The 18,122-nt window shown below is 69.3% G+C and carries 21 protein-coding genes; 5 read left to right on the top strand and 16 right to left on the bottom strand.

Annotation, left to right across the window (positions count from 1 at the left end):
* Positions 1-9: 9 nt before the first annotated feature.
* From benB to QN245_RS18705, 5 genes are all read right to left on the bottom strand, one after another.
* On the bottom strand, positions 10-498 hold the full coding sequence (benB, locus tag QN245_RS18685) for a benzoate 1,2-dioxygenase small subunit (RefSeq protein WP_317843871.1): 489 nt from the start codon (positions 496-498) through the stop codon (positions 10-12).
* Complete coding sequence (locus QN245_RS18690) at positions 495-1,850, bottom strand: Rieske 2Fe-2S domain-containing protein (RefSeq protein ID WP_317843872.1); 1,356 nt, start codon at positions 1,848-1,850, stop codon at positions 495-497. The genes benB and QN245_RS18690 overlap by 4 nt, the downstream gene beginning before the upstream one ends.
* Positions 1,851-1,924: 74 nt before the next feature.
* Positions 1,925-2,863 (bottom strand): catechol 1,2-dioxygenase, encoded by a 939-nt coding sequence (gene catA / locus QN245_RS18695; RefSeq protein WP_317843873.1) that lies wholly within the window; start codon positions 2,861-2,863, stop codon positions 1,925-1,927.
* A 78-nt stretch (positions 2,864-2,941) separates the two neighbouring features.
* Positions 2,942-3,232: a muconolactone Delta-isomerase gene (catC, locus tag QN245_RS18700; RefSeq protein WP_184450369.1), complete on the bottom strand. Its 291-nt coding sequence runs from the start codon at positions 3,230-3,232 to the stop codon at positions 2,942-2,944.
* Between the two features lie 2 nt (positions 3,233-3,234).
* Positions 3,235-4,419, bottom strand: a complete 1,185-nt coding sequence (locus QN245_RS18705; RefSeq protein WP_317843874.1) for a muconate/chloromuconate family cycloisomerase — start codon at positions 4,417-4,419, stop codon at positions 3,235-3,237.
* A gap of 144 nt (positions 4,420-4,563) precedes the next feature.
* On the opposite strand from QN245_RS18705, the gene QN245_RS18710 reads away from it, so the two are divergent.
* Complete coding sequence (locus tag QN245_RS18710; RefSeq protein ID WP_184450374.1) at positions 4,564-5,496, top strand: LysR family transcriptional regulator; 933 nt, start codon at positions 4,564-4,566, stop codon at positions 5,494-5,496.
* A 15-nt stretch (positions 5,497-5,511) separates the two neighbouring features.
* Positions 5,512-6,075, top strand: coding sequence for a DUF1415 domain-containing protein (locus tag QN245_RS18715; RefSeq protein ID WP_184450377.1), 564 nt, complete (start codon positions 5,512-5,514; stop codon positions 6,073-6,075).
* A gap of 84 nt (positions 6,076-6,159) precedes the next feature.
* Here the strand turns inward: QN245_RS18715 and QN245_RS18720 are convergent, their stop codons facing one another.
* Together QN245_RS18720 and QN245_RS18725 are read right to left on the bottom strand one after the other, a co-directional pair.
* The gene (locus QN245_RS18720; protein WP_317843875.1) at positions 6,160-6,867 is read right to left on the bottom strand and encodes a pseudouridine synthase; all 708 of its coding nucleotides are present in this window, start codon (positions 6,865-6,867) and stop codon (positions 6,160-6,162) included.
* Complete coding sequence (locus QN245_RS18725; protein WP_317843876.1) at positions 6,864-7,934, bottom strand: class I SAM-dependent methyltransferase; 1,071 nt, start codon at positions 7,932-7,934, stop codon at positions 6,864-6,866. The genes QN245_RS18720 and QN245_RS18725 overlap by 4 nt, the downstream gene beginning before the upstream one ends.
* Before the next feature lie 143 nt (positions 7,935-8,077).
* On the opposite strand from QN245_RS18725, the gene QN245_RS18730 reads away from it, so the two are divergent.
* On the top strand, positions 8,078-8,341 hold the full coding sequence (locus tag QN245_RS18730; protein WP_017908770.1) for a hypothetical protein: 264 nt from the start codon (positions 8,078-8,080) through the stop codon (positions 8,339-8,341).
* A 324-nt stretch (positions 8,342-8,665) separates the two neighbouring features.
* Here QN245_RS18730 and QN245_RS18735 read toward each other — a convergent pair whose 3' ends face one another.
* From QN245_RS18735 to QN245_RS18755, 5 genes are all read right to left on the bottom strand, one after another.
* Positions 8,666-10,000, bottom strand: coding sequence for a PQQ-dependent sugar dehydrogenase (locus QN245_RS18735; protein ID WP_317843877.1), 1,335 nt, complete (start codon positions 9,998-10,000; stop codon positions 8,666-8,668).
* Positions 10,001-10,074: 74 nt separating this feature from the next.
* Complete coding sequence (locus QN245_RS18740; protein WP_160968108.1) at positions 10,075-10,395, bottom strand: DUF3247 family protein; 321 nt, start codon at positions 10,393-10,395, stop codon at positions 10,075-10,077.
* Between the two features lie 56 nt (positions 10,396-10,451).
* On the bottom strand, positions 10,452-12,452 hold the full coding sequence (locus QN245_RS18745; RefSeq protein ID WP_425612886.1) for a PAS domain-containing hybrid sensor histidine kinase/response regulator: 2,001 nt from the start codon (positions 12,450-12,452) through the stop codon (positions 10,452-10,454).
* Positions 12,453-12,615: 163 nt separating this feature from the next.
* Positions 12,616-12,864, bottom strand: coding sequence for a hypothetical protein (locus QN245_RS18750; RefSeq protein ID WP_317843878.1), 249 nt, complete (start codon positions 12,862-12,864; stop codon positions 12,616-12,618).
* Positions 12,865-12,883: 19 nt separating this feature from the next.
* On the bottom strand, positions 12,884-13,354 hold the full coding sequence (locus tag QN245_RS18755; protein ID WP_317843879.1) for a hypothetical protein: 471 nt from the start codon (positions 13,352-13,354) through the stop codon (positions 12,884-12,886).
* A 192-nt stretch (positions 13,355-13,546) separates the two neighbouring features.
* Here QN245_RS18755 and QN245_RS18760 point away from each other — a divergent pair, with 192 nt between their 5' ends.
* Positions 13,547-14,119, top strand: a complete 573-nt coding sequence (locus QN245_RS18760; protein ID WP_317843880.1) for a DUF3016 domain-containing protein — start codon at positions 13,547-13,549, stop codon at positions 14,117-14,119.
* Between the two features lie 47 nt (positions 14,120-14,166).
* Here QN245_RS18760 and alr read toward each other — a convergent pair whose 3' ends face one another.
* Positions 14,167-15,240 (bottom strand): alanine racemase, encoded by a 1,074-nt coding sequence (gene alr / locus QN245_RS18765; protein WP_160968116.1) that lies wholly within the window; start codon positions 15,238-15,240, stop codon positions 14,167-14,169.
* Positions 15,219-16,526 carry a D-amino acid dehydrogenase gene (locus QN245_RS18770; protein ID WP_317843881.1) on the bottom strand — a complete coding sequence of 436 codons (1,308 nt, stop codon included), beginning with the start codon at positions 16,524-16,526 and terminating at the stop codon, positions 15,219-15,221. The genes alr and QN245_RS18770 overlap by 22 nt, the downstream gene beginning before the upstream one ends.
* Before the next feature lie 136 nt (positions 16,527-16,662).
* On the opposite strand from QN245_RS18770, the gene QN245_RS18775 reads away from it, so the two are divergent.
* Positions 16,663-17,142 (top strand): Lrp/AsnC ligand binding domain-containing protein, encoded by a 480-nt coding sequence (locus QN245_RS18775; RefSeq protein ID WP_017908762.1) that lies wholly within the window; start codon positions 16,663-16,665, stop codon positions 17,140-17,142.
* 21 nt (positions 17,143-17,163) lie between these two features.
* Here QN245_RS18775 and QN245_RS18780 read toward each other — a convergent pair whose 3' ends face one another.
* Both QN245_RS18780 and QN245_RS18785 read right to left on the bottom strand, forming a co-directional pair.
* On the bottom strand, positions 17,164-17,544 hold the full coding sequence (locus QN245_RS18780; RefSeq protein ID WP_048492458.1) for a baeRF12 domain-containing protein: 381 nt from the start codon (positions 17,542-17,544) through the stop codon (positions 17,164-17,166).
* A 122-nt stretch (positions 17,545-17,666) separates the two neighbouring features.
* Positions 17,667-18,110, bottom strand: a complete 444-nt coding sequence (locus QN245_RS18785; protein ID WP_317843882.1) for a hypothetical protein — start codon at positions 18,108-18,110, stop codon at positions 17,667-17,669.
* Positions 18,111-18,122 lie beyond the last annotated feature (12 nt).

Below are 18,122 nucleotides of genomic sequence, written 5' to 3' on the forward strand. Positions count from 1 at the left end.
GCGGCCCGGTCAGACGTGATAGATGTCGACGACCTGGCGGATGTAGTCGTTCTTCAGCACGATGGTCTTGCGCGCGATGCGCAGCGCATCGCCCTCCTGGCGCAAGGTGAGCGAGGTCGTGCCGAAGAACTGGTCGGTGACCTTGTAGCGGTGACTGAGCGTGTGGAAGTTGTGGCGCACCTCGATCTCGCGTCGGCGCGCGGCCAGCACCTCGACGTTGCTCACCTGGTGCGCGGTACGCGGCTCCGGGGTGGAGGCGCCGGAACGTTCGGTCTTGATGCGGAACACGCGGTCCTCCAGGCCGGACCGGTCGGCGTAGTAGATCAGCGAGATCTGCGATTGCGGGTCGTCGGTGAGGCGGTCGTCGTCGTCCCAGGCCGGCATCCAGTACGTCGCATCCTCGGCGTACAGGGTCAGCCATTCGTCCCACTGGCGATCGTCGAGCAGCCGCGCCTCGCGGTACAGGAAGGCGCAGATGGCCTGGTAGTCGACGCTCATACGCCCTCCGCCCGGTCGCGCGCGATCGCCGCGCGCATCGCCTGCGCCCAGTAGGCGTGCTGGCGCACGAACAGGCCTTCGTCCTCACTGCGCTCGCCGGACAGCAGCGGTTTCAGGCCCATGCGCCGCGCGTTGTCGTCCGGCCCCTCGATCCACAGCGGCGCGCCGCGACTGAGATCGTTCCACGGCGCGGCGGTGGCCGCATAGCCGGCCTGACAGGCACGGAACTCCTCCAGATCGTCGGCGGTGCCCATGCCCGAGACGTTGAAGAAATCCTCGTACTGACGGATGCGCAGGGTCCGCTCCTGCGCGCTCTCGCCCTTCGGGGCGAAGCAGAAGATGCTGACCTCGGTGCGGTCGACGTCGATCGGCCGGATCACGCGGATCTGCGTGGAGAACTGATCCATCAGGAACAGGTTCGGATACAGGCACAGATTGCGGGTCTGCTCGACGATCAGCGCGGCACGCTCGGCACCCAACCGCTGCGCGAGCTCCTCGCGATGGGCGTACACCGGGCGCACCTCGGGGTTCATGGTCCTGGTCCACAACAGGAGGTGGCCGTTCTCGAAACCGTAGACGCCGGCGACGCTCTTGCTCCAGCTGGCGGCATCCACCGCCGGCGTGCCTTCCTGCTTTCGCCGGCTCATGGTGGCCGCGTAGTTCCAGTGCACGGTGCTGACGTGGTAGCCGTCGCAGCCGTTCTCCATCTGCAGCTTCCAGTTGCCGTCGTAGATGTAGGAGGAGTTGCCGCGCAACACCTCCAGCCCCTGCGGCGCCTGGTCGACGATCTGATCGACGATCAACCGCGCCTGGCCGAGGAACTGCTCCAGCGGCGCCACGTCCTCGCGCAGGCTGCCGAACAGGAAACCGCGGTAGTTCTCGAACCGCGGCACGCGCTTGAGATCGTGGCTGCCGTTCTGGCCGAACTGCGGCGGATACTGGGTGGTCTTCTCGTCCTTGACCTTGAGCAGCTTGCCGCTGTTGGAGAAGGTCCAGCCGTGGAACGGACAGGTGAAGCTGCCCTTGTTGCCGTGCTTGCGTCGGCACAGCATGGCGCCGCGGTGGGCGCAGGCGTTGATCAGCGCGTGCAGTTGCCCCTGCTTGTCGCGCGTGACGACCACCGGTTGCCGCCCGATATAGGTGGCGTAGTAGTCGTTTTCGTTCGGGATCTGGCTCTCGTGCGCCAGGTACACCCAGTTGCCCTCGAACAGGTGTTGCATCTCCAGCTCGAACAGATCGGCGTCGGTGAAGATGTCGCGGCGGCAACGGAACCGGCCCTCGGCGGGATCGTGCTCGATGGCATGCGCGAGCAGCGCATCCAGCGCAGCCGCTTTGTCGATGACGGCGGACATGGCGTTGTCTCCTGGAAGCGTGGAAGCGGGCGGCGTGGCCGAGACGGCGCGGGCCGCATCACGCGATGGTGGGATCAGGCCGCGGCGCGGCGGCGCAGCGGATTGGCCTGGTTGTCGACGCCGTCGACCAGCGGGGTCAGGTGGAAATCGAAGGCGATCTCGGCGAACGGGCCATCCACGCCGTTGGCGGCGATGCTGGCCGGGTCGCTGTGCTCCACGATCGCCGGCACCAGGCCGTCGCGGGTGGCGTAGGCGAAGTCGTCGTCGACCAGCGGATCGCCGGCGATGTTGATCTGCGTGGTCAGCTTGCGGTGGCCGTCGGCGCCGATGAAGAAGTGGATGTGCGCCGGACGCTGGCCATGCCGGCCGAGCGCGAACAGCAGCCGTTCGGTCGGGCTGCCCGGCGGCACGCCGTAGCCCTTGGGCACGATGCTGCGGAAACGGTACTGGCCGTTGTCGTCGGCGAGGATGGTGCGGCGCATGTTGAATGGCGCCTGCTTGCCGGTGGGATCGAAGTGCGAATAGAACCCACGCGTGTCGCAATGCCAGACCTCGACGCTGGCGCCGGGCAGCGGCTGGCCGTCGGCGCCGTACACGGTGCCGTGCATGATCAGGGTGTGGCCATTTTCGTCGGTGCCGTCGTCGAGCCGGGCGAAGCCCTGCGCCACCGGCGCGCCGGCCACGTACAGCGGCCCTTCGATGGTGCGCGGGGTGGGATTGTCGATGCCCAGCGCGGCGTCCATGGCGTCCAGGCGCAGGTCCAGGAAGTGGTCCAGGCCCAGCCCGGGCGAGATCAGCCCGGCCTGCCCGGCCGCCCCCAGGTCGTTGAGCCAGGCGATCGCCGCCCAGTACTCGTCCGGCGTCACGTCGAGATCGTCGATCGCCTTGAACAGGTCCGACAGCACCCGGTGCACGATCTGTTTTACGCGCGCATCGCCGGCCGCCTGGTCCAGGCCGCTGACGGTACGCAGGAATTCCTGCACCTGCCGAGTCTCGAAGATCTTGACGCTCATCGTGGTGTTCCTTCTCTGCGCTTGGTTGCGTTGGCTGCCTTGAGACGCCCCGACTATGGGAGCGCCCGCGGTCCGGGTCTAACGATCGTCTGCGTACAGCGACGAGGGGTGGCGGCACAGCGGGGTGACCGCGATGCGCATGTAGGGGAACAGCGGCAGCGACAGCAGCAGCGCGTGCAGTTCGGCGTTGTCGGCCACGTCGAAGATGCTGACGTTGGCGTACTGCCCTACCACCCGCCAGATGTGCCGCCAGCGGCCGTCGCGCTGCAGTTCCTGGAAGCGCGCCTTCTCCTCGCGCTTGAGCTGCTCGGCGCGCTCCGGCGGCATGTCGGCGGGAAGATTCACGTCCATGGTCACGTGGAACAGCATGATCAGTCCTCCGCGGCGGCGCTGATCGCCACCACGCTGCGGCCGCGATCGCGGCGGAAGGCCTGCACCTGCGCCTCGTCCAGCGCGATGCCCAGGCCGGGGCCGGTGGGCAGATGCAGATGGAAGTCGGCGTAGCGCAGCGGCTCGGTCAGCAGGTGCTCGGTGAGCAGCAGCGGCCCGAACAGTTCGGTGCCCCACTGCAGTTGCGGGAAGGTGGCGAACACCTGCGCCGAGGCGATGGTGCCGATCGGCCCTTCCAGCATGGTGCCGCCGTACAGGCCGATGCCGGCCGCCTCGGCGATGGCGGCGACCTTCTGCGCGGCGATCGGCCCGCCGGACGGCTCGATCTTCACCGCGAACACGTCGGCCGCCGGCGCCCGCGCGGCCAGGAACGCGCTCTCCGGCCCGGCCAGGATCTCGTCGGCCATCAGCGCCAGCGGGAAGCGCTGCATCAGCCGCTGCATCGCGTCGCGCGAGGCCACCGGCTGCTCGACCAGCTCGCAGCCGGCATCGGCCAGCGCCGGCAGCGCGCGTACCGCCTCGGCCTCGCTCCAGGCCATGTTGACGTCGACCCGCACCGCGCCGCGTGCACCCAGCGCACGCTTGATCGCGGCCACGTGGGCGATGTCATCGGCCGGCGGCCGCGCACCGATCTTCAGCTTGAACACCTGGTGCCGGCGCAGGTCCAGCATCTGCTCGGCCTCGGCGATGTCGCGCGCGGTGTCGCCAGACGCCAGGGTCCAGGCCACCGGCAGGCGCTCGCGCAGGCGCCCGCCCAGCAACTCGCTCAGCGGCAGCCCGACCCGCTTGCCCTGCGCGTCCAGCAGCGCGGTCTCCACCGCGCACTTGGCGAAATGATTGCCCTTGACCTGCTTGCCGATGCGCTGCATCAGCGCCTGCACGCCGCTGGCGTCGGCACCGGTCAGCAGCGGCGCCAGGTAGCGGTCGATCGCCAGCTTCATGCCTTCCGGGCTCTCCGCGCCGTAGGCCAGGCCGCCGATGGTGGTGCCTTCGCCCACGCCGACCACGCCATCGGAGCAGTGCAGGCGCACCAGCATCAGGGTCTGGCCCTGCATGGTCGCCACCGACAGACGGTGCGGGCGAATAGTCGGCAGGTCGAGCAGCAGGGTCTCGACGCGGTCGATGGTCGGGGCGGCGCGATGGGGGGCGTGCGGCAACGGGTTCATGCGGACAACACTGCGCCGCCACCGTCCGCGCGTCCAAGACTATGTGGGTCTTTCCATCATACCTTTCTGGTATTTTCCTCTCGCGATACCCGTTTGAGCTGCCTTTTTTGCAGTGCAACATACCCAAAGAGCACATCGACCACAATGGAACTGCGCCAACTGCGTTACTTCGTCGCCGTCGCTCGCGAGCGCAACTTCACCCGCGCGGCCGAGCTGCTGCACATCGCCCAGCCGCCGCTGAGCCGGCAGATCCAGCAACTGGAGGAACAACTGGGCACGCGCCTTCTGGTGCGCAGCAGCCGCCCGCTCCGCCTCACCGATGCCGGCAAGCTGCTCTACGAAGAGGCGCTGCAGATCCTCGGGCGCGTGGAACAGATGCAGGACGCCACGCGCCGGCTCGGCCGCAGCGAGCAACGCGTGTTCTCGATCGGTTTCGTCGCCTCCTCCCTCTACGGTGGCCTGCCGACCCTGGTGCGGCGCCTGCGGCAACAGCGTCCCGACCTAGATATCCGCCTGCTGGAGCTGATGTCGGGCGAGCAGATCGAAGCGCTGAAGACCGGCCGCATCGATCTGGGCATCGGCCGCATCCGCCACGACGACGACATGGTGGAGCGCTTCGTGCTGCGCGAGGAGCGCCTGGCGGTGGCGCTGCCGATGGACCATCCGCTGGCCACGTCCGACGCCCCGCTGGCGCCGGAAGCGCTGACCGCACAGCGATTGATCGTCTATCCCAGCCAACCGCGGCCGAGCTTCGCCGACCAGGTGCTGTCGCTGCTGCGCGACCGCGGCATCCGCCCGCTGGCGGTGCAGGAGGTGCGCGAACTGCAGACCGCGCTGGGCCTGGTGGCCGCCGACCTGGGCCTTTGCGTCATCCCCACTTCCGTCCGGGTGCTGCGCCGCGACCTGCACTACCGTCTGCTCGACGATGAACGCGCCACCTCGCCGATCATCCTCAGCCACCGCCGCAACGACAGTTCGGACCTGCTCCCGCTGATCATGCAGTTGATCCGGGAGATGTACCTGGAACGGCCGGCCTGGCTGGACAGCGCCTACAATCGCCTGCTTCTTCTCCCCTAGGCAACGCCAGCACCGATGCAGACCCCCACGCCCAACGACGCGCCCGACTACCTGGGCGACACCCGCCGCTGGCTGGAACGCGCGGTGATCGGCCTGAATCTGTGCCCCTTCGCCAAGGCGGTGCACGTCAAGCAGCAGATCCGCTACGTGCTCAGCGATGCGAGCACGCCGGAGGCGCTGCTCGAACAGTTGGCCGAGGAACTGGTGCTGCTGCGCGACACCCCGGCCGAGCAGATCGACACCACGCTGATCGTGCACCCGGATGTGCTGCAGGATTTCCTGGACTACAACGACTTCCTCGACAACGCCGACGCCGCGGTCGAGGCGCTGGACCTGCAGGGCATCCTGCAGGTGGCCAGTTTCCATCCGCAGTACCAGTTTGCCGGCACGGCGCCGGAGGACATCGGCAACTACACCAACCGCGCGCCCTACCCCACCCTGCACCTGTTGCGCGAGGACAGCGTGGAACGCGCGGTGGCCGCGTTCCCGGACGCGGACGTGATCGTCGAGCGCAATCTCCAGACCTTGGAGAAGCTGGGGCTGGAGGGCTGGAAGCGGGCGCTTGACGGCCGGGATTAGGCATTCGGGATTGGGGATTCGTAACAGCAGGATCGCGGCGGTGCGAGGCGCATCGCGCCTTTGCCAATCCCGAATCCCCAATCCCTACTCCCGGCCCTCGAACAGCACCGCCACGTCCGCTGCCTCCAGCACCCGCCACTGTCCCGGGGGTAGATCGCCCAGCGCAAAGCCGCCGATGCGGCTGCGGTGCAGCGCGGTCACGTGGTTGCCGACGGCGGCGAACATGCGCCGCACCTGGTGGTAGCGGCCTTCGTGCAGGGCCACGCGCACCTGCCGTGGCCCCAGCGTTTCCAGATGCACCGGCAGCAGCGGCGTGGTCTCGCCCTCGAGCATCAGCGTGCCACTGGCGAACTGCGCCGCTTCGTCGCCACGCAGATCCTCGGCCAGGGTGGCCTCGTAGACCTTCGCCAGGCGTGCCTTCGGCGAGACGATGCGGTGCAGCAGCGCGCCGTCGTCGGTCATCAGCAGCAGGCCGCTGGTGTCGCGGTCCAGCCGCCCGACCGTGGACAGCAACGGCGAGCGCAGGCGGAAGCGCGGCGGCAGCAGGTCATAGACGATGCGTCCCGGATCCTTGGTCGAGCAGGTGTAGCCGACCGGCTTGTGCAGCGCCAGGATCAGCCCGGGCGGCGGATCCAGCGGCTCACCGTCAACCCGGATCGCCGCGTGCGGCACCTGGTCGTCGGCGTACAGCACCTCGCCCTCGGCGTCGGTGATGCGGCCTTCGCGGAACATCAGCGCCACCTGCTTGCGGCTGCCGTAACCCAGGTTGGCCAGGTGCTTGACCAGTTTCATCGGCGCGCTCCGCCGCGGCTGCGCACCGCGTGGATCAGCTTGAAGCCGTCGCGGGTGGCGAGCACCTCGGTCGCGCCGAAGCTGGCGTCGAGCACCGCCTCGTAGGGCAGATGGCGGTTGGCGACCAGGAACAGCCGCCCGCCGGGCGCCAGCGCCTGCGCCGCCACCGCGATGAAGCGCCGGCCGATGTCCGGCCGTTCCAGCCGCCCCGGCGCATGGAACGGCGGATTGCTGACGATGACGTCGTACTGCCCCGGCAGTCCGGTGGTCACGTCGTGCCAGTGGAAGCCCAGCGTCGTCCCGGTCGGCGCCTGCGCCAGGTTGGCGCGCGCCAGCGCCAGCGCGCGCGCATCGGCCTCGAACAGGTCCAGCGCGGTCAGCTGCGGGCAGCGCGCCAGCAGTTCCGCCGACAGGTAGCCGTAGCCGGCGCCGAGATCGGCGGCACGGCCACGCAGGTCGGCGGGCAGGTGCTCGGCCAGCAGCGCCGAGGCCGGGTCGATGCGGTCCCAGGCGAACACGCCCGGACGGCTGCGGAAGCGCCCGTCCAGGATCGGCCGCACCGCGTCCAGTTTCGCCCAGCGCTGCTGCAGCGCGGCGTCATGGGTGCCGTGCAGCGGCGCGGTCCAGTAGACCCGGCAGTGGTGCTTGGTCAACTTGCCGCCGAGGCCGGCCAGTTGCTGCAGGTCGTCCTCTCCTGAGCGCGCGCCCTCGTTGTTGGCCTGGCAGGCCACCACCACGCCGCCCGGCGCGGCCAGCGCCACGGCGCGCGCCAGCAGCGCCCGCGCCTCCTCGCGCTGGCGCGGCGGCAGCACCAGCACCAGCGCGTAGCCGCCGGCATCGGCGGCGCCGTCCTGCTCGGCGCGCACGGTCCAGCCACCCTGCTGCAGCGCGCTGGCGAACGGCCGGTAGTCCTGCTCGCAGACCAGTTGCGCCGACTGCGCGTGCTGGCGCAGCGCCCAGCCGTCGCGGGCGCGCAGGAACAGCACCTTGCCGGCAGGCCAGCGCAGCACGCCCTGGGAAAACGGCAGGAACAGGGTATCGAGGGGAGCGTCTTGCGCGGCCGGCATCGGGCATGGTCATCGGAACAGGGACGCGCATTCTACCGGCAGCGCGCCGCGACCCCGGTTTTGCGCGAATCCAACGCATCATTGATGTTCCGGCAACATCGCCGCGCCTAGGCTGCAAGACACCAAATGACCGGAGAGGCAGCATGCGCGCAGTGTTCATCGGCGGCGTCGTCGACAACAGCGAAGTGGACCTGGATGGCAGCCAGCCGCCGTTGCACTACCCGGAGAACACCGGCACCGGGCGCCCGCGCTACCGCCTGCACCAGCGCGGCGCGCGCGACGACGGTAGCGTGGTCTATGCCGTCTACGCCGCCCCGGAACTGGGCGACACCGAAGTGGAGCGCGTATTCAACGAACGCGGCTACGCCCGCCGTTTCGGCGTGGAGCCGGCGCCGGTGGAACACTGACGTCGGGCAGGCGGCGTAGGAAATCCAAAGTCGACATGTAGGAGCGGCTTCAGCCGCGACCGGGCCTTACCAGGAATCCCCCGGTCGCGGCTGAAGCCGCTCCTGCGAAGAAGTGCACATCTTTTTAGAAGGACGCGGCGACGCCGTGCATCGGGATGCGCGAATGCGGGAGCCTTAGTGGTCCTGTGCCGGCCAGCTCCGAAATGCTTTTGTAGGAGTGGTTTCAGCCGCGACCGGGCTTCATCAGGAAGCCGCTGATCGCGACCAAATACGCTTCTAAGATCGATGCGAACAGGCGCGCCTAACGCCGCCAGCGCCTGCCCCTCACTTGCCCGGCTTCGGCGTCACCCGCCAGATCACATTGCCGACGTCGTCGGCGACCAGCAGCGCGCCCGGCTTGTCCACTGCCACACCGACCGGGCGACCCTGGGCGTGGCCCTCGGCGTCGAGGAAGCCGGTCAGCACGTCCTGCGGCTTGCCGCTGGGCTTGCCGTTGGCGAAGGGCACGTAGATCACCTTGTAGCCCGACGGCGGGTCGCGGTTCCAGGAGCCGTGCTGGCCAATGAAGGCGCCGCCGCGGTAGGTCTGCGGCAGCAGCGCGCCTTCGTAGAAAGCCAGGCCGAGCGAGGCGGTATGTGCGCCCAGCGCGTAATCAGGCTTGATCGCGCTGGCCACCATCTCCGGGTTCTGCGGCTGCACACGCTCGTCCACGTGCTGGCCGTAATAGCTATAGGGCCAGCCGTAGAAGCCGCCCTCGCGCACCGAGGTCAGGTAATCGGGCACCAGGTCGCTACCGAGTTCGTCGCGCTCGTTGACCACCGTCCACAGGGTGTCGGTGCCGGGCTGCCAGGCCAGGCCGACCGGGTTGCGCAGGCCGCTGGCGAACACGCGGGTGGCGCCGCTGGCCGCGTCCACTTCCAGGATCGCGGCGCGGTTGAGTTCCTGCTCCATGCCGTTCTCGGCGACGTTGCTGTTGGAGCCGACGCCCACGTAAAGCTTCTTGCCGTCGCGGCTGGCCAGCAGGCTCTTGGTCCAGTGGTGATTGATGCCGCCGGGCAGGTTGGCGACGAAGCTGGGCGCGGCGGTGATCTGGGTGTCGCCGTCCTTGTACGGGAAGCTGACCAGCGCATCGGCATTGGCGATGTACAGGCGGTCGCCGACCAGGGCCATGCCGAACGGCGAATACAGGCCCTTGAGGAACTGTGTGCGCACTTCGGCGACGCCGTCGCCGTCGGCATCGCGCAGCAGGGTGATGCGGTTGGCGCTGGGCACGCTGGCGCCGGCCTTGGACATCATCGCGCCCTGGATCTTGTCGCGCAGCCCGCTGCTCTCTTTTTCCGGCGCCGGCGGCTCGGCGGTCTCGGCGACCAGCACGTCGCCGTTGGGCAGCACGTACAGCCAGCGCGGATGGTCGAGGTCGCGCGCGAAGGCCTGCACCGCCAGATCGGCGGCCGGTACCGGCGCGGCGCCATCGGCCCAGCGCTTGACCTCGGCGACCTTGACCGTGGGGATCATGCGCTTGACCGGATCGGGCAGCACCGGGTTCGGCCCCATGCCGTCCTCGATGGGGTGCTTGGCGGTGTCGCCGCAGGCAGCGAGCAAGGCGGCACTGAGCGCACACAACACCCAACGGGCACGAATCGGCGAAGACATGGTCATGCGTCTTGGATATCCGGGAACACGGGGGAACGCCGATGATGCCCAGCCCCGCCGCGGAAAAAGTGAAAGATGCGTCAAGAGGCGTCGCCGCGCGGATCGCTGTCCCAGGGCCGCGCCGGCAGCTGGCGCACGCTGCGGATTTCGTCCAGCCACAGGTAACGGTGCTGGGCCGGATCGTCGAGATCGTCGATGCGCACCTGCGCATTGCTGCCTTCATTGCCGTCGGCATCGCGGAATTGCTGGATGCTGGGGCGCACCGACACGGTGCCGAAGCACACGCTGCCGTCGGTCAGTTCGATGCGCACATGCGACTGACCGGGCAGTTGCAGGATCAACGCTTCCAGCGCCTGGATCTGCGCCTGGTCGGTGTGGATACGCTCGGCAAACTGGGTCATCGGCGGACTCCGTATGGGGACCGCTGCACCCTAGCGCCGCCGGTGTGAGCCGGCAGTCAGCGCTGCCGCGCGAAGCGCACCGCCGACACCAGCTGCGCCACGCTGTACGGCTTGGCCAGGTGCTCCTGGAAGCCGGACTGCAGCGCGCGCTGGCGATCGTCGGCACGCGCCAGCGCGGTCACTGCCACCGCCGGCAGGTCGTCCGCGCTCAGACCCATGTTCTCGCGCACGGTGCGGATCAGGCCGTAGCCGTCCATGCCCGGCATGCCGATGTCGGTGACCATCACGTCGATCGCCGCATGGCCGCCGCCATCGAGCACCTCCAGTGCCTCGCTGGCCGAGCCCACCGCGACCACTTCGGCCCCCTGCTCCTCGAGCAGGCGCCGCAGGTAGTCGAGCATGTCCGGCTGGTCCTCCACCGCCAGCAGGCGCACGCCCTTGAGCGAATACGCCTCGACCACTTGTTCGGCCATCGCGAAGGCGCGCACTTCGCGCAGCGGGCGCGAGCCCGGCGCGTCGCGGTGCAGCGGCAGGCGCACGGTGAACACCGAGCCGCAGTCGCGGCCTTCGCTGAACGCGCTGATCTGGCCGCCGTGCATCTCCACCAGTTGCTGCACGATCGCCAGACCCAGGCCGAGGCCGCCGTGCAGACGCGTGGTGGTGCTGTCGGCCTGGCGGAAGCGGCCGAACAGGTGCGGCAGGAATTCCGGCGGGATGCCGTCGCCGGAATCGCGCACGGCGACGCTGACGTGCTCGCCATCGTCGTCGAGCTCGATCGCCAGGGCGATGCGCCCGTGCGCGGGGGTGAACTTGATCGCATTGGACAACAGGTTCCAGAACACCTGCTGCAGGCGCGTGGCGTCGCCCAGCACCATGCAGGGCTGCGCGGGCGCCTGCAGGGTCAGCGCCTGGTCCTTGCCTTCGGCCACCGGCTCCTGCGCGCGCATCGCCTCGCGCACCTGCTCGGCCAGGTCCAGCGCCTCCACTTCCAACTGCACCTTGCCCAGCAGCATGCTGCTGAGGTCGAGCATGTCGGAAATCAGCCGCTGCTGCGCACGCGCGCTACTGGCGATCACCGACAGGCCCTTGCTGCTCGGGTCGCCCGGCGGCAACCGCTGCAGCAGCAGATCGCTCCAGCCGAGGATGGTGGTCAGCGGCGTGCGCAGTTCGTGCGACAGTGTCGCCAGGAATTCGTCCTTCAGCCGCGCCATGCTCTCGGCGGCGTTGCGCGCGCTGCGCTCGGACTCCAGCAGTTGCTCGCGCGCCAGCTCGATGTCGCGGCGTTCGGTGACGTCCGGGCTGCTGCCGGCCAGGCCGATGAACTTACCCTCGGCGGAGTAGCGCGGCACCGCGGTCATTTCCACCCAGCGCCATTCACCGTCGTGGCGGCGCGCGCGCGCCAGCGCGCGCAGATTGCGCTGGTCGTGCAGCGCGTTGCGCAGCTCGTAGGCGAACACGCCCACATCCTCCGGATGCAGCACATCGCCCCAGCCCGGGCGCACCCCATCGGTGTCCAGATCGATGCCGAAGAACTCGGCGTAGGCAGTGTTGGTGAAACGCAGCTCGCCCTGGGCGTCCAGCACCCACACCGGCATCGGCAGGCCCTCGGCCAGCGCGCTGAAGCGCGCCTCGCTCTCGGCCAGGTCGCGCTCCATCCGCTTGCGCTCGGTGATGTCGAGGAACTGCACGGCGACCTGGTGCAATTCCGGCGCACCGACGCGGAACGCATCCACCGCCCACCAGCGGTCCAGCGCGGTGGCGAAGTTTTCGAACTTGGCCGAGCGGCCGCTCAGCGCCACCTCGCCGTAGCGCTGGAACCAGTGCTCCTCGTGGGTCGGCGAGATGTCGCGCATGCGCCGCCCGACCACCTCGCGCAGGCCGGTCTCGCGCTCGAAGGCCGGATTGACCTGCAGGAACACGTAATCGACCGCGCGCTCGCCTTCGAACAGCATCTGGATCACGCAAAAGCCGGAATCGATCTTGTCGAAGATTTCGCGGTACTGCAGGTCCGTCGCCTGCGCGAACGAAGACGAGGTGGATTCTGGGCTGGCATGCATGACGGAGTAACTCTGGAAGCGGCCTACGGCAACGGATGACGACGGTGCCCTGCATCCGCGGCGCAACAACGACGCGCTAGGAACGGCGAGGCGGAACCCCCATCTTGTTAAGCCACTCCGCCGCCGTCAAGCCAGGGTGCACGCTGCACCTGCGGGAACCGGGTCACCAGAAGAAGGCGATCCCCAGGACGATGCCCAGCAGCGAGAGACCGATCCCGGCAAACACCAGCCGCTGGGTCAGGCGCGCGCTGCGCAAGGCCTGCTCTTCCAGCCAACGCTCGGCCTCCTCGCGCCACGGCGGCGGCGGCGAGGATTCCAGCAGTTGCTGCACGCGCGCCGTCCCCAACTGCCGGCATTGCCGACGGCATTCTTCGGGGACCACGGGTCGCTGGGGTGCGCTCACGACGGACATGACAAGCTTCCTGAACCGCTCAGCCGAGCGTGAAACGCGGTGCGTCGCTGGCGAGCTCGTGCTCCACCGCCATCCGCGCCAATCGCGTGTAGTTGGCACGCGGGCCGGCCCCGCGGCCGACGATCAGGCCCAGGTACTCCAGGCCGGCCCACACCCGCGCCTTCCACTCCACGCCGTCTTCGGCCAGCACCAGCGTCAGCGTATAGCGGAAGCTCTGCCCCTGCGGGCTGCGGTAGTGGTAACTGGGCGGGAACTGCACGGCCACGTCCTGCGCCTCGCCGAGCGAGACCAGGTAGCGCCGCAACAGATGGCGCACGTCGTCGCCCGGGTTCAGGCGCAGCTGGCGCGCCGCCTCGTCCAAGTTGGCCTGGTACTCGACGAACGCGGCCGCGCCACTGGCCGGGCTGTGCCCGTGGCGCTTGGCCCACTCGATGAACTGCAGGCGCACATCGCTACCGGTATGGGCGTGGTGGAACAACGGCGTCTTCATGCGATCCCCGCATCACTCGAGTGGCCTCCATGCTCGCGCGCGCACCGTGAAGCAGGCGGCGAGGCGATGTGAGCCGGCCGTCACGCCGGAGCGGATGAATCCGCGGCCAACGGTGCTCGCCACACGCCTCGCCGCGATTGCGGGCGCGCCGGCACAGGCACACACTGGACACACGCCTCCTGGAGATCCGCCATGAAGATCCGCTATGCCTGGACGGCGCTGGCTGTTGCCTGCCTGTGGGCGGGCGGCGCCTCCGCCGAGATCCGTAACGTCACCGACCCGCAGGCGCCGCGCAGCCTCGCCAGCGACGGCCCGGTACAGGTCAGTTGGGCCGATCCGGCCAGCTTCAGCGAACTGCGGCAGAGCCGCAACCGCTGGGAAGCCGAACGCGGCGATTGGGTGCAGGACCTGGCCGCCTACCTGCAGAAGCAGGCCGCCAAGCAACTGCAGCCCGGCCAGCGCCTGGACATCAAACTGACCGACATCAAGCGCGCCGGCGACTACGAGCCATGGCACGGCCCGAACTGGAACGACGTGCGGGTGATGCGCGACCTGTACCCGCCGCGGATCAGTCTCGACTTCACCCTGTACGGCGCCGACGGCCAGGTGCTGGCGCAGGGCCAGCCGAAGCTGATGGACCCGAGCTACCTGTACAACAGCTCGGTCGGCCTGAGCACCGATCCGCTGCGCTACGAAAAACGCATGCTCGACGACTGGCTGCGCCGCCAGTTCCGCAACAAGGACAGCGCGGTCGCCGAGCGCTGAAGCCGTCCGCGCGGCGCCGGCATCGCGCCGGCGCCGTCAGGCACGGGTCAACCGCCGAGATAAGTGCGCGGCGCGCGCTTGAGGCCGCACAGCAACCGGTAGGCGCTGGAGTTGCAGCGCCCGGCCAGCGCATCGATACGCGGCTGCGCGCCCCACAACTGCACCTCGCTGCCGAGTCCGGCCTGCGGGTGGTCGGTCAGATCCACGGTCAGCATGTCCATCGACACGCGCCCGATCAGTTCACCAGGCGCGCCGTCGATCAGCACCGGCGTGCCATTGGGCGCGAACTGCGGATAGCCGTCGGCATAACCGATCGCCACCACCCCGACCCGGGTCGGCCGCGCCGCGACGAAGCGCGCGCCATAGCCGACCGGCTCACCCGGCCCCAGGTCGCGCACCGAGATGACCTTGGACTGCAGGGTCATCACCGGGCGCAGTTCGCCGGGCAGTGCCGCCGTCGCGGCGAACGGGTCGGCACCGTACAGCATCAGCCCCGGCCGCCCCCAGTCGTTGTGCAGCTCAGGCCAGCCCAGCAGCGCCGGCGAATTGCACAGGCTGGTCTCGCCGGCCAGGCCGGCAGTCGCCTGGCGGAACACCTCCACCTGCTCGCGGGTACGTGCGCTGTCCAGTTCGTCGGCACGGGCGAAGTGGCTCATCAGCACCAGCCGCTCGACCTGCGGCAACGCGCTCAGGCGCGCATGCGCGGCGCGGAATTCCTCCGGCGCCAGGCCCAGCCGGTGCATGCCGCTGTCCAGCTTCAGCCACAGGCACAGCGGCTGCGGCGCGGCGAAGGCGGCGATCGCCTCCACCTGCCAGGGCGAGGCCACCGCGCACCACAGCCGGTGTTCGGCGACCAGCGGCAATTCGTCGGCGTCGAAGATGCCTTCCAGCAGCAGGATCGGCGCGGCGATGCCGGCCTGGCGCAGTTCCAGCGCCTCCTCGATGCAGGCCACCGCGAAGCCGTCGGCCTCGCCGTCCAGCGCGCGCGCGCACGCCACCGCGCCATGCCCGTAGGCATCGGCCTTGACCACCGCCAGTGCCTTGCCGCCGCTCAGTTGGCGGGCCAGGCGGTAGTTGTTGCGCAGCGCGTCGAGGTCGATCAATGCACGGGCTGGGCGCACGCGACGGCCTCGGCGACGGACGCGGCGGAACCGCGGGAGTAACGGAAGATGTCCAGGCCCTCGCCGCTGATCTGCGGCTGCCGCGAGACCATCAGGTCGGCCAGGTAGCGGCCGGAGCCGCAGGCCATGGTCCAGCCCAGCGTGCCGTGGCCGGTGTTGAGGAACAGGTTGCGGTAGCCGGTGGCGCCGACCACCGGCGTGCCGTCCGGGGTGGCCGGACGCAGCCCGGTCCAGAACTCGGCCGCGGCCAGGTCGCCGCCGTGCGGGTACAGGTCGTTGACCACCTTCTCCAGCGTGGCGCGGCGCCGCGCCGGCCGCGACAGATCGAAGCCGGCCAGTTCGGCCATGCCGCCGACGCGGATACGCTCGTCGAAGCGGGTGATCGCGACCTTGTAGCTCTCGTCGAGGATGGTGGAGGTCGGCGCCAACGCCGCGTCGCGGATCGGCAGGGTCAGCGAATAGCCCTTCAGCGGGTACACCGGCAGGCGGATGCCCAGCGGCGCCAGCAGGCCGGGCGAATAGCTGCCCAGCGCGACCACGTAGCGGTCGGCGCGCTCCAGCCGGCCGCCGATGCGCACGCCGTCGATGCGATCGCCATCGGCCTGCAGTGCCTCGATGGTCTCGCCCTGCCGGAACTGCACGCCGGCCGCAGCCGCCATCGCCGCCAGGCGCTGGGTGAACAGGCGACAGTCGCCGGTCTGGTCGTTGGGCAGGCGCAGCGCGCCGACCAGGGTCGCCGGTGCGCTGGCCAGGGCCGGCTCGACCCGGGCGATGCCGGCACGGTCCAGCAGTTCGTAGGGCACGCCGTACTCGCGCAGCACCTCGATGTCCTTGGCCGCGCCGTCCAGTTGCTGCTGGGTGCGGAACAGTTGGGTGGTGCCGAGCTGGCGGCCTTCGTAGGCGATGCCGGTCTCGGCGCGCAGCTGGTCCAGGCAGTCGCGGCTGTACTCGGACAGGCGCACCATCCGCGCCTTGTTGATCGCATAGCTCTCGGCGGTGCAATTGCGCAGCATCTGCGCCAGCCACAGGTACTGCTGCAGGTCGGCGGTCGGCGTGATCGCCAGCGGCGCATGGCGCTGGAACAGCCATTTCAGCGCCTTCAGCGGCACCCCCGGCGCCGCCCACGGCGACGCGTAGCCGGGCGAGACCTGGCCGGCATTGGCGTAGCTGGTCTCCAGCCCGGCCGCCGGTTGGCGGTCGACCACCGTCACCTCGCAGCCGCTGCGGGCCAGATACCACGCCGTGGCCGTGCCGATCACACCGCTGCCGAGAACCAGAACCCGCATGCGCCTACTCCGTTCGGATCAATTCCCTGGCTGGATGGCGCCAGGGCAGAAGTTCGGTGCAGTATAGGCAGCGCAACCCAGGATTTTCCCCTGACTTCCGCCACCCCAGCAGGCCAAACCCCTGAGACCCGCCCGCATGGCCGCACGCCTCCGCGAACTAGACAAGATCGACCGCAAGATCCTACGCATCCTGCAGCAGGAAGGGCGCATCTCCTTCACCGAACTGGGCGAGCGGGTCGGCCTGTCGACCACCCCGTGCACCGAGCGGGTACGCCGGCTGGAACGCGACGGCGCCATCACCGGCTACTACGCGCGGCTGGACCCGCACTATCTCAAGGCCAGCCTACTGGTGTTCGTGGAGATCAGCCTGGCCTACAAGTCCGGCGACATCTTCGAGGAGTTCCGCCGCGCCGCGCTGAAGCTGCCGAACGTGCTCGAATGCCACCTGGTCTCGGGCGACTTCGACTACCTGCTCAAGGCGCGCATCAGCGAGATGGCGTCCTACCGCAAGCTGCTGGGCAGCACCCTGCTGACCCTGCCGCACGTGCGCGAGTCCAAGAGCTACATCGTGATGGAGGAAGTGAAAGAAACGCTCAGCCTGCCGATCGCCGACTGAGCGTTTCGCGCGGGGCGCAGGTCAGGAGACCAGCAGCTTCTCGAGATCGTCGCGCGAGGAATTGGCGTGGTTCTTGGCCAGTTCGGCCACCACCCGCTTCTGGACCTCCTTGTGCAACAGCGGCCGCAGCTGCCCCAGCGTGTGCGGGTCGGCGACCAGCATCAGGTGCTCCACCTGCCCGCGCAACGCATCCTGGTACAGGCGCTCGGCCACCTGGCGCACGAACCCGGCCTCATCCATGGTCATCGGCCGGTCGCCGTCCTCCACGCCCTCGATCGGCGTCGGATTCAGCACTTCGGTCTGCTCCAGCAGGGCGGTCTCGCCGGCCAGGTTGACCCGGAACAGGCGCGCGCTGGTGCGGTCGGCGACGACGATCAGGGTGTTGTCGGGAAGCTTGCTCATCGGTTCTCCTGCGAAACATGGCGCCGCGGCAATCGCGGCCGGTACGCCAGTCTAGAAACCGATTTGTGAGGATGGCGGCCACGCGGCGTTCGCCGTGCGTTCGTCGCCCGGGTGCAAGCGCATCACTCCTGGATGCGCACGCCGTCGCCGCTGGGGACGGTGTCGTAGTAACGGCCGGTGCGGGTGTCCAGCGCGCGGTTCGGGCCGACCTGCATCGCTCCGGGGATCACCTGCCCGCTGCGGTCGTAGAGGCGCACCGGACGGCGTGCGGAGGGGTCGGCGACCGCGGCCGCAGGCACTGCCGGGCTGGCCGGGCGCGTGTGCCGAGTCTTTCCTTGTCGGTCGTCCAGGTTGGACGGCACCGGCGTGGCCTTGGGGCTGGTTGCCGAAGCCGGCGGACGCTCGTCGAGACGACTGGCCACCGAGGGCGCCGGCGGCGGCGCGGACTGCAGGGTATTGGCGTCGCGATTGCCGGCCGGTGCGCCGGGGACTGGCTGAAGACTCTGCGCGACGGCAAGCGCCGGCACGAGCAGGGCGATGGCAACGCAGGGCAGCAAGCGGTTCACGGTGGCTCCGTC

The organism is Xanthomonas rydalmerensis (assembly GCF_033170385.1).
GTDB classification, from domain to species: Bacteria; Pseudomonadota; Gammaproteobacteria; order Xanthomonadales; family Xanthomonadaceae; genus Xanthomonas_A; species Xanthomonas_A rydalmerensis.

Coding starts and splice junctions, on each gene's coding strand:
- benB (WP_317843871.1), bottom strand. CDS start 498: ATGAGCGTCGACTACCAGGCCATCTGCGCCTTCCTGTACCGCGAGGCG.
- QN245_RS18690 (WP_317843872.1), bottom strand. CDS start 1,850: ATGTCCGCCGTCATCGACAAAGCGGCTGCGCTGGATGCGCTGCTCGCG.
- catA (WP_317843873.1), bottom strand. CDS start 2,863: ATGAGCGTCAAGATCTTCGAGACTCGGCAGGTGCAGGAATTCCTGCGT.
- catC (WP_184450369.1), bottom strand. CDS start 3,232: ATGCTGTTCCACGTGACCATGGACGTGAATCTTCCCGCCGACATGCCG.
- QN245_RS18705 (WP_317843874.1), bottom strand. CDS start 4,419: ATGAACCCGTTGCCGCACGCCCCCCATCGCGCCGCCCCGACCATCGAC.
- QN245_RS18710 (WP_184450374.1), top strand. CDS start 4,564: ATGGAACTGCGCCAACTGCGTTACTTCGTCGCCGTCGCTCGCGAGCGC.
- QN245_RS18715 (WP_184450377.1), top strand. CDS start 5,512: ATGCAGACCCCCACGCCCAACGACGCGCCCGACTACCTGGGCGACACC.
- QN245_RS18720 (WP_317843875.1), bottom strand. CDS start 6,867: ATGAAACTGGTCAAGCACCTGGCCAACCTGGGTTACGGCAGCCGCAAG.
- QN245_RS18725 (WP_317843876.1), bottom strand. CDS start 7,934: ATGCCGGCCGCGCAAGACGCTCCCCTCGATACCCTGTTCCTGCCGTTT.
- QN245_RS18730 (WP_017908770.1), top strand. CDS start 8,078: ATGCGCGCAGTGTTCATCGGCGGCGTCGTCGACAACAGCGAAGTGGAC.
- QN245_RS18735 (WP_317843877.1), bottom strand. CDS start 10,000: ATGACCATGTCTTCGCCGATTCGTGCCCGTTGGGTGTTGTGTGCGCTC.
- QN245_RS18740 (WP_160968108.1), bottom strand. CDS start 10,395: ATGACCCAGTTTGCCGAGCGTATCCACACCGACCAGGCGCAGATCCAG.
- QN245_RS18745 (WP_425612886.1), bottom strand. CDS start 12,452: ATGCATGCCAGCCCAGAATCCACCTCGTCTTCGTTCGCGCAGGCGACG.
- QN245_RS18750 (WP_317843878.1), bottom strand. CDS start 12,864: ATGTCCGTCGTGAGCGCACCCCAGCGACCCGTGGTCCCCGAAGAATGC.
- QN245_RS18755 (WP_317843879.1), bottom strand. CDS start 13,354: ATGAAGACGCCGTTGTTCCACCACGCCCATACCGGTAGCGATGTGCGC.
- QN245_RS18760 (WP_317843880.1), top strand. CDS start 13,547: ATGAAGATCCGCTATGCCTGGACGGCGCTGGCTGTTGCCTGCCTGTGG.
- QN245_RS18770 (WP_317843881.1), bottom strand. CDS start 16,526: ATGCGGGTTCTGGTTCTCGGCAGCGGTGTGATCGGCACGGCCACGGCG.
- QN245_RS18775 (WP_017908762.1), top strand. CDS start 16,663: ATGGCCGCACGCCTCCGCGAACTAGACAAGATCGACCGCAAGATCCTA.
- QN245_RS18780 (WP_048492458.1), bottom strand. CDS start 17,544: ATGAGCAAGCTTCCCGACAACACCCTGATCGTCGTCGCCGACCGCACC.